The organism is Streptomyces sp. NPDC041713, from assembly GCF_055591085.1.
Genome location: NZ_JBVIZY010000014.1, coordinates 19,182 through 33,388, shown reverse-complemented (window position 1 = coordinate 33,388; position 14,207 = coordinate 19,182). Strand labels below are relative to the sequence as shown.

The window sequence follows — 14,207 nt, the reverse complement described above, 5'->3', positions numbered from 1 at the left end:
GCACCAGTACCGTCACGAAAACCCCGCGCGGCGACTATCCACTTGGCGCATCATCCGCATCATGGACGACGATAGAGATGCGGAATCCAGGGAAACCGCTGTGAGAGGAGGCGTCCATGGGATCGGTGCGCAAGGCGAGTGCTTGGCTTGGACTCGTCGACGACGACCACAACGAGCGTTACTACGACGACGGCTACGAAGACGACCGGGACGAGGGGCCCGAACAGCCGGAGGCCTGGGTCACCGACCCGCGGGTGCGGGTGGCGGCCGAGAAGGCCCAGGGCGAGGAGCGCCGGATCGGGACCGTGACCCCGGACAGCTTCCGGGACGCCCGCGCCATCGGCGAGCTCTTCCGGGACGGTGTCCCGGTCATCATGAATCTCACGTCCATGGAGCCCACCGACGCCAAGCGCGTGGTCGACTTCGCGGCCGGCCTCACCTTCGGCCTGCGCGGATCGATCGAGCGCGTGGCGACGCGGGTCTTCCTGCTCACCCCCGCCGACACGCAGATCGTGAACGGCGAGGCCACCAGCCGCCCGTCGGACGGCTTCTTCAACCAGAGCTAGGGGCAGGGCCGCTCACCGGAAGGCGTCGAGACCGGTGAGCGCCTTGCCCAGAACCAGCTGGTGCATCTCGACGGTGCCCTCGTAGGTGAGCACCGATTCGAGGTTCGTCGCGTGCCGCATGACGGGGTACTCCAGGGAGATCCCGTTGGCGCCCAGGATCGTCCTGGCCGTGCGGCAGATCTCGATCGCCTCGCGCGTGTTGTTGAGCTTGCCGAAGCTGATCTGTTCGGGACGGAGCCTGCCCGCGTCCAGGCGCCGCCCCAGGTGGTGGGCGAGCAGGATGCCCTTGTGCAGTTCGAGGGCCATGTCGGCGAGCTTGGCCTGGGTGAGCTGGAAGCCGCCGATGGGCCGGCCGAACTGCTCGCGGGTCTTCGCGTACTGCACGGCCGCCTCGAAGGAGGAGCGGGCCGCGCCCATGGCTCCCCAGACGATGCCGTAGCGCGCGTGCGAGAGGCAGCTGAGCGGCCCCTTCAGGCCGACGACCTCGGGCAGCACGGCGTCCGCGGGCAGCCGCACCTCGTCGAGGACCAGCTCACTGGTGACACTGGCGCGCAGCGACCACTTGTGCCGGATCTCGGGCGCCGAGAAGCCCGGCGCGTCGGTGGGTACGACGAATCCCCTGACGCCCTCGTCGGTCTGGGCCCAGACGACGGCGACGCCCGCCACGGATCCGTTGGTGATCCACATCTTGCGCCCGGTGAGGATCCAGTCCGTGCCGTCCTTCTTGGCGTGCGTGCGCATGGACGCCGGGTCGGAGCCGTGGTCCGGTTCGGTCAGCCCGAAGCAGCCGATGATCTCGCCGGCGGCCATCCCCGGCAGCCAGCGCTGCTTCTGCCCCTCGGAGCCGAAGCGGTGGATGGCGTACATGGCGAGGGAGCCCTGCACGGAGACGAGGGAGCGGATCCCGGAGTCGGCCGCCTCCAGCTCCAGACAGGCGAGCCCGTACTGCACGGCGCTGGCACCGGCACACCCGTACCCCTCCAGGGACATGCCGAGCGCACCGATGCCCCCGAGTTCCCGGGCCAGCCCTCGGACGTCGGGCAGCTCACCCTTCTCGTACCAGTCGGCGATGTGCGGCAGCACCCGGTCGGCCGCCCAGGTCCGGACGGTGTCACGGACGGCGAGGTCCTCGGGGTCGAGCAGATCGTCGATGCCGAGCGGATCGGCGGGGTCGAAGGGCGGCAGCGGGCTGCGGGCACTTGCGGACATGCGGGCCTCCGGCGACACAAAACTAGCGGTGGTAGTTAGCGATGGTTCGCGCCGACGTTACGACGCAGTCTCCCCCACGTCCAGAGCTCCCGGGCGTACGGGCGGCGGCGGTGCCCCACCCAGGGGCGCGGGGAACTGCGCGACCAGCCACAGGCAACCCGCACCTGAGCACCCGGCCCCGAGCGGACTCAGGCGTCCACGGACGAACCGGCGCCGACCCGCGTGGCGTCCCGGGGCCCGGGCACCCCCGGTTCGAGCCGCGCCGCAGGCGCCCCGCACTCCATCCCCCGCGGCAACCGCAGCGCGGCCACCGCGCCCAGCAGCAACAGCCCGGCGCTGACCAGCAAGGTCACATGCAGCCCGTGCACGAAGGAGTCCCGCGCCGCGGCCCGCAGGGCCGCACCCGGCCCCCCGCCGAGCCGCGCGGCGACCTCGTACGCCTCCCCCAGCGAGTGACTCGCCGCCGCACTGTCCGCCGCCGGAACCCCCCGTACCGAGGAGAGCCCCGGCGCGTACGCCGCGTTCATGACGCTGCCGAGCAGCGCGATGCCGATGCCCGCGCCGAGCTGGTAGGACGTCTCGCCGATCGCCGCGGCGCCGCCCGCCTGGGCCGGCGGCGCCTCGCTGAGCATCGACTCGTACGCGCCGAAGAGCGTGGTCTCCAGGCCGAAGCCGAGCAGGACGAAGCCGGCGAGCAGCAGCCCGTCGTTGGCGTGGCCGCCCATGCCGGTGAGGACGAGCACGGCGAGCGCGGTGAGGCAGAAGCCGGAGCAGACCATCGTGCGCGGTCCGAGGCCACCGAGCAGCTTCGATCCGGCGAGGCCCGCGGCCATCGCGGCGACGGTGAGGGGCAGGAGCCGCAGCCCGGTCTCCAGCGGGGAGAGGCCGAGGACCAGCTGGAGGTACTGCGCGGCGATCAGCTCGAGCCCCACGAGGGCGAGCATGGCGAGGACGATGCAGCCGACCGACGTACTGAACGCGGGCCGCATGAACATCGACAAATCGACCAGTGGATACCTGCGCCGGCGCTGGCGCCGCACGAAGCCGACGAGCAGCGCGGCGCCCACGGCCAGCGCGGTCAGGGTCGTCGGGCCGAGCGGCGACTCCCCGCCGCCGAGCCGCTTCACGCCGAGGACGACGCCGAACAGTCCGGCCGCCGCCATCAGCGCGCCGACGACGTCCCACGGCCCGTTCCGCGCGCCGGTCGACTCGGGCAGCAGCCAGCGCCCGATGGGCAGGCTGACCAGCATCAGCGGGATGTTGATGAGGAAGACCGAGCCCCACCAGAAGTGTTCGAGGAGGAAACCGCCGAGCAGCGGGCCGACGGCGGCGCCCACCGCGGCGACCGCGCTCCAGATGCCGATGGCGAGGGCGCGCTCGCGCCGGTCGGGGAAGACCTGGCGCAGGATCGACAGGGTGGCGGGCATGATCATCGCGCCGCCGACGCCGAGCAGGGCCCGCGCGCCGATGAGGACCTGCGCGTTGTCGGCGAGGGCCGCGACGGCCGAGGCGACACCGAAGAGGGCGTATCCGAGCAGGAGGACACGTCTGCGGCCGACGCGGTCGCCGAGCGTGCCGAAGAGGATGAGGAGCGCGGCGCAGACCAGCGGGTAGATGTCGACGATCCACAGCAGTTCTATCGCGCCGGGCTTCAGGTCCTCGGTGACCGCGGGCACCGCGACGTGCAGCACGGTGGCGTCGACGGCGACGAGCAGCAGGCTGACGCAGAGGACGACCAGCACCACCCAGCGGTTGGCCCCGGCACCGGCCCCGGATCCCCGACGGCTCTGCGGTGCTGCGGCCGTGGTCGTCCCGGACATGTGCGTACCTCCCAGTGGTCCCTCGCGTCGGCGGCGGGCGGGATGCGAACTCCCTGCTCCGGGCGGCGCAGACTAGGGCGAGTGAGCCGTCAGCGTACGCGAGTCCTCGCCGGGGGCGCGTGGTGGACCTCTCACGGTTGTACGGATGGGGTGTGGCATGCGCCACGTCCCGGGCTCCTCGACGCCGGGGCGCGTTCCGGCCGAATCGCCCGGGTCGGCCACCGACGCCACCGATCACGTCATGATCATTTCCGTGGGCTCCCGATGATCGGACGGGAAATTCCACCCGAGGTCCCGGTGAACGAATTCATAAGGGCCATATAACCGGTCCGGGAACGATCAACGAATTGAGTAAGGGCGGATGTCCGCATTCAGGAATCCCCAGGAATAAACCCCGTCCTGAGATCAATCCCACATCACATCGTCATCACAAAGCCACTGATTCGGCCTAGTGCCAGACTCACTCGCTGTAACGTCGATTGGGTGCGTACCGAACGAAACCTCACCCGTCTGGATCGGGTCTTCGCCCGGCTGGACCGTGAGCCGGAACGACCGACCCACCTCGATGTGCCGAGGATGAGCCGGCACAGGGTCGTGCTCTTCAGCGCGACCCTGGCCTTCTACCTGGCCATCGTCGTCGCCGTGCTCGCCACCTCGTGGCTGGTCCGGTTCGACTGGCAGGTCATGTTCTTCCGGCCCTACCAGCAGTGGCCGGAGATCCACGCCTTCCTCGACTATTGGGTCGTCCTCGGCCAGCGCGGCCCGACGGCCGTCATGGTCGCGGCCTGGCTCGGCTGGCGCTCCTGGCGGCAGCACTCGCTGCGCCCGCTCCTGATGTTCGGTGCCGCACTGCTCCTGCTCAACGTCACGGTGGGCGCCGCCAAGCTCGGCATGGGCCGCCTCGGCCCGCACTACGCCACCGTGATCGGCTCGAACGAGATGTGGCTCGGCGGCGATATATTCCCCTCGGGTCACACCGCCAACGCCGTCGTGACCTGGGGAATCCTGGCCTATCTCGCCTCCACCCCGCGGACCCGCCGCTATCTGTCGGCCCTCTCCGCGGTGGTCTCCCTGAGCGTCGGACTCACCACCGTCTACCTCGGTACGCACTGGCTGAGCGATGTCCTCCTCGGCTGGGCCGCGGGGCTGCTCATCCTGCTCGCGCTGCCCTGGTGCGAGCCCCTGATCGCCCGCGTCGAGGCCGCCATCTTCCGCGTCCGCGAGGCCTGGCGCGCCCGCCGCACCGGCATCGTCACCGTGCCCGGCCCCGAGCCCGCCCCGGTCGGCGCCCCCGCGATGGTCCCGCAGCGCCCCGCGGTCGACGACACGGCGCCCGCGCGCGAACCGGTCGGCGCCGCCCGCGCCGCACGCCCCGCGGCCTACCTCGCGCCCGGCCCGCACACCGCCCGCTCCGAGCGGACCCCGGTCACCCCCGCGGGCAGCCGCCGTCCGCCGCACTCCGACCGCACCTCACGCGGCACCACGTCGCCGCGCCCGGTGGCGGGCGGCTGACCCGAAGACGCGGGGGCCGGTACGCACAACCCACCCCCCGCACCGCGAAGGCCCCGGCTCCGTTCAGGAGCCGGGGCCTTCGCGCTGCCGGGACCCGGTAGGTGCGGGCCTTCGCGATACGAGGCGGGAGGCGGCGCTCAGCCCTTCCAGCAGCGCGTCACGACGCCTTCCTTCACCTCGAAGTTGAGGCGCCCCGCGAGGTACTCCATGGTGATGACCGTGCCCGGCGGCAGCGACCTGACGGTGGACCAGCCGCGCTCGCGCGCCTGGCGCTCGGCGCCGTCGGCCGGCAGACCGACATAGCCGTCCGGGCTGTCCTGGGGCTCTGTGGGAGGGGTCGGAATAGGTGCCATGGCCGCCACGGTAGGCGGCGCGGCCCGCCCGTGGAAGCCCGGGCCCGGACACCATGGGTCACCGGTACCTCTCCGGTCACGCTTCTGTCACAGGATCACGACGCGCGTTTTGCTCGAACTCCGTCACACGTATGGGCGGTTCCGTGCCCGTAACGGCTTAATTGGCGGAAACTTTCGGCCGACCCGCAACCGGTCCGCGACAACCGCGGAGAATATGTCGCCGAATAACGACACGACACCTTTACGGACCCTCCGCAATTCCGAATCCCCGCCCTCGCGCGGGAGGTGACGGCGCGTGGAGGAATTCCCCATTCCGCCCCTCTCGTGCCGTGTCCGCGATGCCCCGGAACGACGCACGGTTCGGCCGCTCCCCGGAGTGGGCGACGGCCTGCCCGCCGCGGCGGCACAACTCCGTCACCCTGCCCCGGATCCGTTCGGGGCCCCCGGCGTTCGGTCTGCGCCACCCCGGTCCAGGGCCCGGCTCAGGAGGTCCCTCGACGACCTGACCCGGTCGGCGAGCTCCGCGGGCTCGACGACCTCGAACTCGATGCCCATGAACAGCACATGGAAGACCATCAGGTCCAGGCTCGCCGCCCCGGTGCGCAGCAGGCAGGTCTCCTCGGTCTCGGCCTCAAGGGTGCCGTCGGCCGGACCGATCCGCTGGGCCGCCTCCACCAGCGGCACGTGGAGGCGGACCACACCGTGCACGGCGTAGGCGCGGGTGGAGACGCCGCGCGAGACGTACGCCGCGAGGTCCTCGGCCGGCGGGGTGCGGGGCGCGAACCGCGGGCCGTGCGGCGGCCGGGGTTCGATCCGGTCCGCGCGGAACGTACGCCAGTCCTCGCGGTCGAGGTCCCAGGCAGCACCTGTTCGAGCTTGGAGAGCGCGCGGACCGAGCTCTCCCCGATGCCCTCGACGCCCTGCCCCGCGGCGGTGCGCAGGCCGACGGCGACCGCGACCGCCTCGTCGTCGTCCAGGAGCAGCGGCGGCAGTTCGGCGCCCGCGCCGAGCCGGTAGCCGCCGCCGGTGCCCGGACTGGCGTGCACGGGATAGCCGAGCTCCCGCAGCCGGTCCACGTCCCGCCGGACGGTGCGCGGGGTGACGCCGAGCCGTCCCGCGAGGTCCGCGCCGGACCATTCCCGGTGGGCCTGCAGCAGGGAGAGCAGGCGGAGCAGTCGTGCCGAGGTCTCCAACATCTACGTGATTGTGCCGGTGACCGAGGACAGCGGCGGTCCGCGATGCCCGCCCCCGCCCGCCCCCGCCCCGGTCTTCCGTGGTGTCAGCCGCCGGTCCCGGTCTCCTCCTCGCCGCGCACGCGCAGCGACAGGTCGTTGTCGACGGTGTAGTACGGGCCGATCTCGGCCTTGCAACCGGCCTTCGACTCCACGGCCGTCACCGGGTACGTGAAGATCGCCTTCTTGTCCGCGACGTCGTCCAGGAGCCGGGCCAGCCGCACCCGCGGGCCGCTCTCGCCGGCCGGGCGCAGCCACAGGTCCCAGGGCCCGGTGCCGCCCTCGACGAGCGGGCCGTACGCCAGGGCGACGGCGAACTCCGGGCCCTGGACGGCGACGTCGGCGCGGTGGACGAGGCCGGGCTCGGCGCGCCGGACGGCCTCGACGTACGCGGCGGCGGTGAGCTCGGTGCCGTACACCCGGCCCTGCACCGTCACGGCGGTCGCGGCGATCTCGACCTCGCCGGACTCGGCGTGCGGTGCGCGCAGCCAGCTGCGCACCGAGAGGTTGCCCTGCTTCGTCGCGTAGGGGATGCGCACGGCGACGTGGCCGCGGCTGCCGCTGGGGGCCCGGTCGACCAGCGAGCGCAGGTCGTTGACGCCCGGCATCAGGCGGCGCGGCTCGCCGCCGGGGACCTCGACGTAGGCGTTCCAGCGGCCCTCGGCCAGCTCGACGCTGCTGGGCAGCGCGGCCCGCAGCCTGCCGTCCGCCGACGGGGAGAGCGGCAGCCGCACGTAGTCCTCGGCGGACTCGGCGTCGCGCCGGCGGAGCAGCAGGTGCACCGCCTCCGCGCCCGGCTCGCCGGGGTCGGTGACGTCGAAGGTCAGTCCGCCGGCGGAGTCGGCGATGCAGTCGGCGCGCGGTGCCGTGGACGCGTCCTCCCCGTCTTCGGCGCGCGCTGCCGTCCGCGAGGTGGCCAAGGCCGTCATGCCGTCGATCCCTTCGTCTGTACCCGGCCGAGATCCCGCACCGCGTACGCGCCCCCGAGCAGCGCGCCGCGGGTGCGGTGCAGGGTGCCGCGCACGCGGCCCCCCAGCGAGCCCCCGCGGGCGAGCATCCCGGAGAACATCGCGTCGTAGCGCTCGGCGATGCGCTGCGGGTCGAAGCGCTCGGAGTCCTGGAGCGCCGCGCCCGCCATCCGCTGCCGCAGCGAGTCGTTGTTGATGAGTTCGAGCAGTCCGCCGGCGATGGCGTCGGCGTTGCCGGTCTCCACGAGCCGTCCGTCGACACCGTTGTCGATGATCTCGCCCGGCCCGTGCGGGCAGTCGGTGGCGACCACCGGGAGGCCGCAGCGCATCGCCTCGACGATGGTCATGCCGAACGACTCCAGGCTGGAGGTGACGGCGGCGATGGAGCCCTTGGCCCACTCCGGCTCTATGGGGTGGGCGGGGCCCATGAGGAAGACGTGGTTGTAGAGGCCCAGTTCGTCGATCAGGGCGCGCAGCTTCTCCTTCTGCTTGCCGCCGCCGTAGATCCGCAGCCGCCAGTCCGGCCGCTCGCGCCGCACCTTGTCGAAGGCCCTGATCAGCAGGTCGTACCGTTTCACCGGGGCGAGGCGGCCGGCCGCGACGACCCACTTGTGGGAGCCGTCGGCGGGCTCGATGCCGGGGGCGGGCACCGGGTTCGGCACGGCCTGGACGTGTACGCCGGGCAGGCGCATCTTGCGGGTGTACGCGCGGGCGTCGGCCTCGGTCGTCGTGGTCAGGACGTCCAGGCGCGGGTACACGCTGCGCAGTTGGCGGCGGAGCTCCTTGGAGTGGCTGTCGAGCGTGAGGTGCTCCTGGCCCACCCGCAGCGGGCCGCGCGCGGTCTGCCGTGCGATGTGCACGTTGAGGCCGGGCCGGGTGCCGACGACGACGTCCGCGTCGAGGCGCGCGAGGTGGTCGGCGATGCGCCGGTCGGTCAGGGCGCTGTACTGGTCGTAGCGGCCTTCGGCGGTGGGGAACGTCCGGGCAGGGGTCAGGTGCTCCGGGTCGTCGCCCTCATAGCCGGCGGTGTCCTTGCGCAGGTCGACGAGGTGGCTGAGCCGGACACGCGCATCCGGCTCGAAGACGGGTTCGTCCCGGTGCCGGAAGACGGAGACAACTTCGACGTCATGCTGTTGGGCCAGCGTGTTCGCCAAGTTGTACGTCGTCCGGATCGTCCCTCCGATTCCGTACGCGTTGTGAATCAGGAAAGAGATGTGCATGCGTCCCCGTATTCCGCGCTTCCATGCGGACAGTCCCCCTCGTCCGCCTACCGAAGGGTTAGACGGGGATTCCTGGCCAAAGGTTGGGTTTCCTCACCATCCTGTTCCCGAACAGATGCCTGATCGGTAGCCAGAAATGGGAACCTTTTAGCGAAACGACGCATCAAGGCTGGTAGGAGAGCTGGGGGACGTCAAAGCAGTTCGTGGTCATTTCGCCGCCTTGGGTGACCCAGCCGCGCCCATCTTGCCAGCGGGCCACCGACATGCACGTCCGACGCGACGTGGGTGGCTCCGAACGGTGCTCGAAGGTGACGGGTATGAGCAGCCCCCGCGCGGAGTACGGCTCGTCGCGCTCCATGTACCGGTCCACACAGGCGCGGGTGATGCCGCCGCCCCGGCAGGACCGCGCGGCGTCATCGAACCACATGGCGGCCGCCCACCCCTCCAGCTCCCACTGGGAGAGCTCCTTCCTCTTCATCGCGGCGCGGAACGCCCGCACCGCCGGATGCCCGGTGTCCGCGTAGTTGCGGCTCGAACCGGTGGCCCACAGGGCGTTGCGGCAGCGCGGCGCGTCCTTGTAGTCGTCGCCGACGGCCGAGGTCCAGTTCTGCACGTTGGTGACCTTGGCGGTGACCTTCGCGCCGACGTCGTCCATCGCCGCGCAGAGCCGGGCGTTGCCGTGCGTGTCCAGCGCGTCGAAGACGAGGTCGGCGCCCTGCTCCTTCAGGTCGGCCGCCGCGGCACGGAAGTTGGGCAGCGCGAAGTCGAGCTGTTCGGTGACGACCTCGTACCCCTCGGCCCGCAGGCCGCGGGTGACGAGCCGGGCGTACGCGGCGGAGGCGGCCTGGTTGTAGGAGACGACGGCGGCGGTCCGCGCGCCCTGCTTCCGCTTGAAGTAGCGGTAGACCTCGGTCCCGCCGTACAGCGTGCCGCCCCACCCCGGCGTCCCGTTCCGCGGGGCGAGGCTGCCGTAGATCCCGTACAGGTGCGGATACGTCTCGTACGCCGGTCCGATGGGCTGGCCGCCGATGTCGGGCACGCCCGCCCGGGAGACCCGCGCGGCGCCCGCGTAGTCCAGGGCGGAGGTGGCGACCAGCGCGACGACCTTCTCCTCATCGACCAGCTTGTGCACGCAGTCGTTGTTGCCGACACCGCTGCCGCCGTCGTCGCAGGTGCGCACCTCGACCTCGCGTCCCGCGATGCCGCCGCGCGCGTTCAGCCGGTCGAAGTAGGCCCGGGCGCCGTCCCGCGGCCCGGTGAACGCGGAGCCGCCGACCGGGCTGGTCGCGCTGGTGATGATGCCGACCCGCACGGGCGCTCCCCGCGCGGGGGCGGGCGCCGTGCCGCGCCCCTCGAAGTCGCTCTCGGGCAGCCTGCTCCCGCAGGCCGTGCCCACCACCAGCAGGACGACGGCCAGCAGCGCCTCAGCAGCCCGGCCCCGGCGACGCATTCCCGCTCAGCTTCACCAGCGCGCAGAGGGTCTTGACGGACACCTTCCAGGTGCCGTCGTCGTCGACGGCGGTCCCGGAGGCGTCGGGCAGCGCGGTGGCGCCCTTCAGCGTCAGCGCGTATGTCACCTCGGCCTCGTCGGCCGCGGCGAAGGCGACCTTCTCGACCTTCGCCGCGACCTGCTCGCCCCGCTTGTCGCCGCTGAAGCCCTTCAGGACGGCGCGCATCTTCGGGCCGTTCTCCAGGACGCTCTCCTTGTCCTTCAGGGACACCTCGGGGTCGAAGAACTTCTCCCAGTTGGCACGGACCTCCTTCTCGGCGGCCGCCGCGTCGGCGGGCGCGGACGCGTCGTCCGTGCCCGGCTCCGACGACTTCTGCACGGAGGGCTCGGGGGGCTTGTCGCCGTCCCCGCCCCCGCTGTCGTCGCCGCAGGCCACGGCGGCCGGGACGATCAGCAGGACCGCGGCGGCCGCCAGCGCCGCGCCGCGCACCCTGCCCCGCCCGAGGTACGTCCCCTGCCTGGGGCTGCTCCCGAGAACCATCTGGCTCACCACCGGGTGTCGGTCCGGACCATGAAGGACCGGAGCTTTCAGCGTCGGCTTCCAGAGGGCATAGTGCAAGCCATCGGCTGACATGGACAGCCCACCGACGTGACCGATGTGACCGACGACGTGTCCCAGGGGGGTCTCGATGCGGGCGGTGCGGACAGCTAGGACGGACGGTGCGTCAGACCCGGCTCGCGCACGCGGCGCCGCTCCCCTGCTGTGGGCGGCGCTCGCGGCGCTCGCCGTCGGCGCGGTGCTCTGCGTGCTCGGCTGGTACGGCGTCTCCGGGGAGCGGTTCGCCGAGCGGCAGGTGCCCTACCTCGCCTCCTGCACCATCCCGGGCGCCGCGCTGATCGTCGCGGGCGCGGTACTGCTCACGCACGGCAGGAACACGCTGGCGGCGGCGCGCGTCGAGGAGTTGTACGGACTCCTGGTGGCGACGGAACCCGCGCCTTCGGAGGACCGGCCCGCGTCGCCGGTCGCGGCCGGCGGCGCGCTGCTCATGGTGCCGGGCGGCACGCTCTGGCACCGCGCGGACTGCCCGCTGGTCACGGGCAAACCGGCGGCGGCCCCCGCGGACGCCACGGCCCTGGCGGCCGGTGCCCTGGCCCCCTGCCCGATCTGCGAACCCCCGCGCCCGCCGGATCCCGGCGACCCGCCGGACACCCCCGTACCGGCCCCGGAGCACTGACCCGGTGGCGTCCCTGAGCTACGACCTCACGCTGGCCGGGCTCTCGGTCGGCGGCGCCGCCGCCCTCACCGGCATCGGACTGATCGTCACCTACCGCGCGACCGGCGTCCTCAACTTCGCGCACGGCGCGATCGCCATGCTCTGCGCCTATGTGCTGCGCCAGTTGACGGCCGAGTGGCACTGGCCGCTCCCGGTGGCCGCGGCCGTGACGCTGCTCCTGGTCGCCCCCGGCCTCGGCCTCCTCCTGGACCGCGCGGTCTTCCGCCCGCTCGCAGTGCTCGGCGGCGATCCGGCGCAGACCCTGGTCGCCTCGATCGGCGTCTTCGTCCTGCTGGTCGGCGGTGCGGCCCTCGTCTGGGGGCCGGGCGCGCGCGACGACGCGCCCACCCTCGTCCCCGCCGACCCGTGGGCCCCGCTCGGCGCCGCCGTCGCCCTCGCCGCTGCGGTGGGGGCGACGACCCGCTGGACCCGGTTCGGCGGCCGGCTGCGCGCGGTCGTCGACAACCGCGAACTCGCCGTGCTCTCGGGAATCGACGCGGACCGGGTGGCCGCCGCGGGCTGGGCGTTCGGCTCCTTCACGGCGGGCCTCACCGGTGTCCTGCTCGCCCCCTTGGTGCGCCTCGACCCGTACGGGATGCCCCTGCTGGTCATGGAGGTGGTGGCCGTCGCGGTGGCGGCCGGGATGCGCAGCCTGCCCGTCGCGGTGGGGGTGGCGCTCGGCCTCGGGGTGGCGCAGAGCCAGGTGACGCGGCTGCACCCCGGAGGGCTGCCGGAACAGCTCCTGCAGACCGCGGGCGCGAACCTCTTCGTCCTCGCGCTGCTGGTCGCGGCGTTGATCCTGCCGGGGGTCGGCACGCAGGACGCGCTCCCGCGCACCGCGAAGCACCGGGTGCCGACGCCGCCCGGCGCGTGGCTCGTGGCGACGGTGCTCTTCCTCATCCCGCTCGGCTTCGCGGGCACCGACCTGACGACGGCGGTCCAGGTCCCCGCGCTCGCGGTGATCCTGCTCTCGCTCGTCGTCGTCACCGGCCGCGGCGGCCAGATCTCCCTCGGGCAGGCGGCGTACGCGGGCCTGGGCGCCCTCTTCACGGCACTCCTCGCGGCGGGCCGCTTCCCCGGCCTGCCCGAACTCCCGCATCTGCCGGCCCTGTTGGTGGCCGTCCTCCTGGTGGCCCCGCTCGGGCTCCTGACCGGATGGCCCGCCATCAGCCGGCACGGCCTGGCCCTGGCCCTCGCGACGTTCGCGGTCGGCGTGGGCGTCAGCCGCTTCGTCTTCACGCAGCCGTACGCGACGTCGAGCCTGACCGTCGGCCGCCCTGCGGGCTTCGCGGACGACCGGGCGTACTACCTGCTCGAACTCGTCCTCCTGGGCGGGGCGGTGCTCCTGGTCACCGCGTTGCGCCGGGGGCGTACGGGCCGCGCGCTCGCGGCGATGCGGGACCACGAGGCGGGGGCGGCGGCCGCCGGGGTGCCGGTGCCGGCCCTCAAACTCGCCGCGTTCGTCACCGGGGCGGCACTCGCCGGGCTCGGCGGCGGGATGCTCGCGCTCGGCCAACGGGCCTTCGACGCCGGGGCGTACGACCCCGTGCGGGGCCTGCTCTGGTTCGCGGCCGTCGTGGTCCTCGGCTCGGACAGCGTGCTCGGGGCGTCGGCCGCGGCGGCCCTCCTCGTCGGCCTGGACGCGGGGACGCGCGGCGGGGTCGCGGCCGCCCTGATCGGCCTCCTGGCGGTCCTGATCGGCCGCTTCCCCGGCGGCCCGTACGAGGCGCTGCGCGCGGCGACCGACCGCTTCCGCCGCACCCCGCGCCTCACACACACGGGCGAAGCGGCCCGCGCCCGCCTCACGACCGCAGGGCTGCGACCGAGCCGGGGCACCCCGCCCACCCGGACCGAAGCCACCGCCGTACAAACCCCCACCCCGCGCGCGGAGGACGGTCGCCCCCCAGCCGCCCACCTCACCCCCGACCACACCCTGACCGCCCACCGCCTCACCGTCGTCTACGACGGGTTCACCGCCCTCGACGGCGTCAGCCTCACCGTTCCGCCCGGCCGCGTCACCGCCGTCGTCGGCCCCAACGGGGCGGGCAAGAGCACCCTCTTCCACTGTCTGGCCGGCACCCTGCGCCCCGCGTCGGGCCGCATCACCCTCGGCCCCCGTGACATCACCGGCCTGCCCGCGCACGCCCGTACCCGCGCCGGCGCGGCCCGTACCTTCCAGCAACTGGCCGTCTTCCCCTCACTCACCGTCGCCGAGAACGTCCAGGTGGGCGCGGACCGGGCGGCGCGCCCCACCCCCGGTTCGACCGGCCGGGCGCTGCGCCTCCTCGGCCTCACCGGGCTGCGGGACCGCCCCGCGGCCGGCCTCTCCACCGGGGCCCTGCGCCGCACCGAGCTGGCCAGGGCCCTCGCGGGCGACCCGCGCACCCTGCTCCTGGACGAGCCCGCGGCCGGTCTGGACGAGGCCGAAGTGCGGGATCTGGCCGTGCTGTTACGGGCCCTCGCGGCGGACGGCACGGCCTTGCTGGTGGTCGAGCACGACCTCGGCCTCGTGGCGGGACTCGCCGACACCGTGCACGTGATGACGGCGGGCCGCATCGTCACCTCGGGCCCCGCCGACCAGGTCCTCCACGAGGCCCGCTGAC

The 14,207-nt window shown here is 73.2% G+C and carries 11 protein-coding genes and 1 pseudogene; 4 read left to right on the top strand and 8 right to left on the bottom strand.

What is annotated here, in order from left to right; all coding sequences use genetic code 11:
• The first annotated feature begins 116 nt into the window (after positions 1 to 116).
• Positions 117 to 566: a cell division protein SepF gene (locus ACZ6CV_RS31585; protein WP_469254555.1), complete on the top strand. Its 450-nt coding sequence runs from the start codon at positions 117 to 119 to the stop codon at positions 564 to 566.
• 12 nt (positions 567 to 578) lie between these two features.
• Here ACZ6CV_RS31585 and ACZ6CV_RS31580 read toward each other — a convergent pair whose 3' ends face one another.
• Complete coding sequence (locus ACZ6CV_RS31580; protein ID WP_469254553.1) at positions 579 to 1,775, bottom strand: acyl-CoA dehydrogenase family protein; 1,197 nt, start codon at positions 1,773 to 1,775, stop codon at positions 579 to 581.
• A 188-nt stretch (positions 1,776 to 1,963) separates the two neighbouring features.
• Complete coding sequence (locus ACZ6CV_RS31575; RefSeq protein WP_469254551.1) at positions 1,964 to 3,595, bottom strand: MFS transporter; 1,632 nt, start codon at positions 3,593 to 3,595, stop codon at positions 1,964 to 1,966.
• A gap of 483 nt (positions 3,596 to 4,078) precedes the next feature.
• On the opposite strand from ACZ6CV_RS31575, the gene ACZ6CV_RS31570 reads away from it, so the two are divergent.
• Complete coding sequence (locus ACZ6CV_RS31570; protein ID WP_469254549.1) at positions 4,079 to 5,107, top strand: phosphatase PAP2 family protein; 1,029 nt, start codon at positions 4,079 to 4,081, stop codon at positions 5,105 to 5,107.
• A gap of 137 nt (positions 5,108 to 5,244) precedes the next feature.
• Here the strand turns inward: ACZ6CV_RS31570 and ACZ6CV_RS31565 are convergent, their stop codons facing one another.
• From ACZ6CV_RS31565 to ACZ6CV_RS31540, 6 genes and pseudogenes are all read right to left on the bottom strand, one after another.
• Entirely contained in the window at positions 5,245 to 5,460 is a 216-nt protein-coding gene (locus ACZ6CV_RS31565; RefSeq protein WP_355809973.1) for an I78 family peptidase inhibitor, read from the bottom strand.
• A 459-nt stretch (positions 5,461 to 5,919) separates the two neighbouring features.
• A pseudogene (locus ACZ6CV_RS31560) lies at positions 5,920 to 6,656 on the bottom strand (helix-turn-helix transcriptional regulator); the annotation flags it as partial.
• A gap of 83 nt (positions 6,657 to 6,739) precedes the next feature.
• On the bottom strand, positions 6,740 to 7,621 hold the full coding sequence (locus ACZ6CV_RS31555; RefSeq protein WP_469254547.1) for a hypothetical protein: 882 nt from the start codon (positions 7,619 to 7,621) through the stop codon (positions 6,740 to 6,742).
• A complete protein-coding gene (locus ACZ6CV_RS31550) occupies positions 7,618 to 8,880 on the bottom strand; it encodes a glycosyltransferase family 4 protein (RefSeq protein ID WP_469254545.1) in 1,263 nt (420 codons plus the stop codon). Before ACZ6CV_RS31550 ends, ACZ6CV_RS31555 begins: the two co-directional genes overlap by 4 nt.
• A gap of 163 nt (positions 8,881 to 9,043) precedes the next feature.
• Positions 9,044 to 10,330 carry an ABC transporter substrate-binding protein gene (locus ACZ6CV_RS31545; RefSeq protein ID WP_469254544.1) on the bottom strand — a complete coding sequence of 429 codons (1,287 nt, stop codon included), beginning with the start codon at positions 10,328 to 10,330 and terminating at the stop codon, positions 9,044 to 9,046.
• Positions 10,305 to 10,871, bottom strand: a complete 567-nt coding sequence (locus tag ACZ6CV_RS31540; RefSeq protein ID WP_469254542.1) for an MTB12 C-terminal domain-containing protein — start codon at positions 10,869 to 10,871, stop codon at positions 10,305 to 10,307. Before ACZ6CV_RS31540 ends, ACZ6CV_RS31545 begins: the two co-directional genes overlap by 26 nt.
• Positions 10,872 to 11,019: 148 nt before the next feature.
• On the opposite strand from ACZ6CV_RS31540, the gene ACZ6CV_RS31535 reads away from it, so the two are divergent.
• Entirely contained in the window at positions 11,020 to 11,565 is a 546-nt protein-coding gene (locus ACZ6CV_RS31535; protein ID WP_469254540.1) for a hypothetical protein, read from the top strand.
• 4 nt (positions 11,566 to 11,569) lie between these two features.
• Positions 11,570 to 14,206, top strand: coding sequence for an ABC transporter permease subunit (locus ACZ6CV_RS31530; RefSeq protein ID WP_469254538.1), 2,637 nt, complete (start codon positions 11,570 to 11,572; stop codon positions 14,204 to 14,206).
• Position 14,207: the final 1 nt, after the last annotated feature.

Excerpts from the sequence above, each read along its gene's own strand:
- ACZ6CV_RS31565 (WP_355809973.1), bottom strand. The coding sequence starts at position 5,460 with ATGGCACCTATTCCGACCCCTCCCACAGAGCCCCAGGACAGCCCGGAC.
- ACZ6CV_RS31555 (WP_469254547.1), bottom strand. The coding sequence starts at position 7,621 with ATGACGGCCTTGGCCACCTCGCGGACGGCAGCGCGCGCCGAAGACGGG.
- ACZ6CV_RS31585 (WP_469254555.1), top strand. The coding sequence starts at position 117 with ATGGGATCGGTGCGCAAGGCGAGTGCTTGGCTTGGACTCGTCGACGAC.
- ACZ6CV_RS31535 (WP_469254540.1), top strand. The coding sequence starts at position 11,020 with ATGCGGGCGGTGCGGACAGCTAGGACGGACGGTGCGTCAGACCCGGCT.
- ACZ6CV_RS31540 (WP_469254542.1), bottom strand. The coding sequence starts at position 10,871 with ATGGTTCTCGGGAGCAGCCCCAGGCAGGGGACGTACCTCGGGCGGGGC.
- ACZ6CV_RS31575 (WP_469254551.1), bottom strand. The coding sequence starts at position 3,595 with ATGTCCGGGACGACCACGGCCGCAGCACCGCAGAGCCGTCGGGGATCC.
- ACZ6CV_RS31545 (WP_469254544.1), bottom strand. The coding sequence starts at position 10,330 with ATGCGTCGCCGGGGCCGGGCTGCTGAGGCGCTGCTGGCCGTCGTCCTG.
- ACZ6CV_RS31550 (WP_469254545.1), bottom strand. The coding sequence starts at position 8,880 with ATGCACATCTCTTTCCTGATTCACAACGCGTACGGAATCGGAGGGACG.
- ACZ6CV_RS31580 (WP_469254553.1), bottom strand. The coding sequence starts at position 1,775 with ATGTCCGCAAGTGCCCGCAGCCCGCTGCCGCCCTTCGACCCCGCCGAT.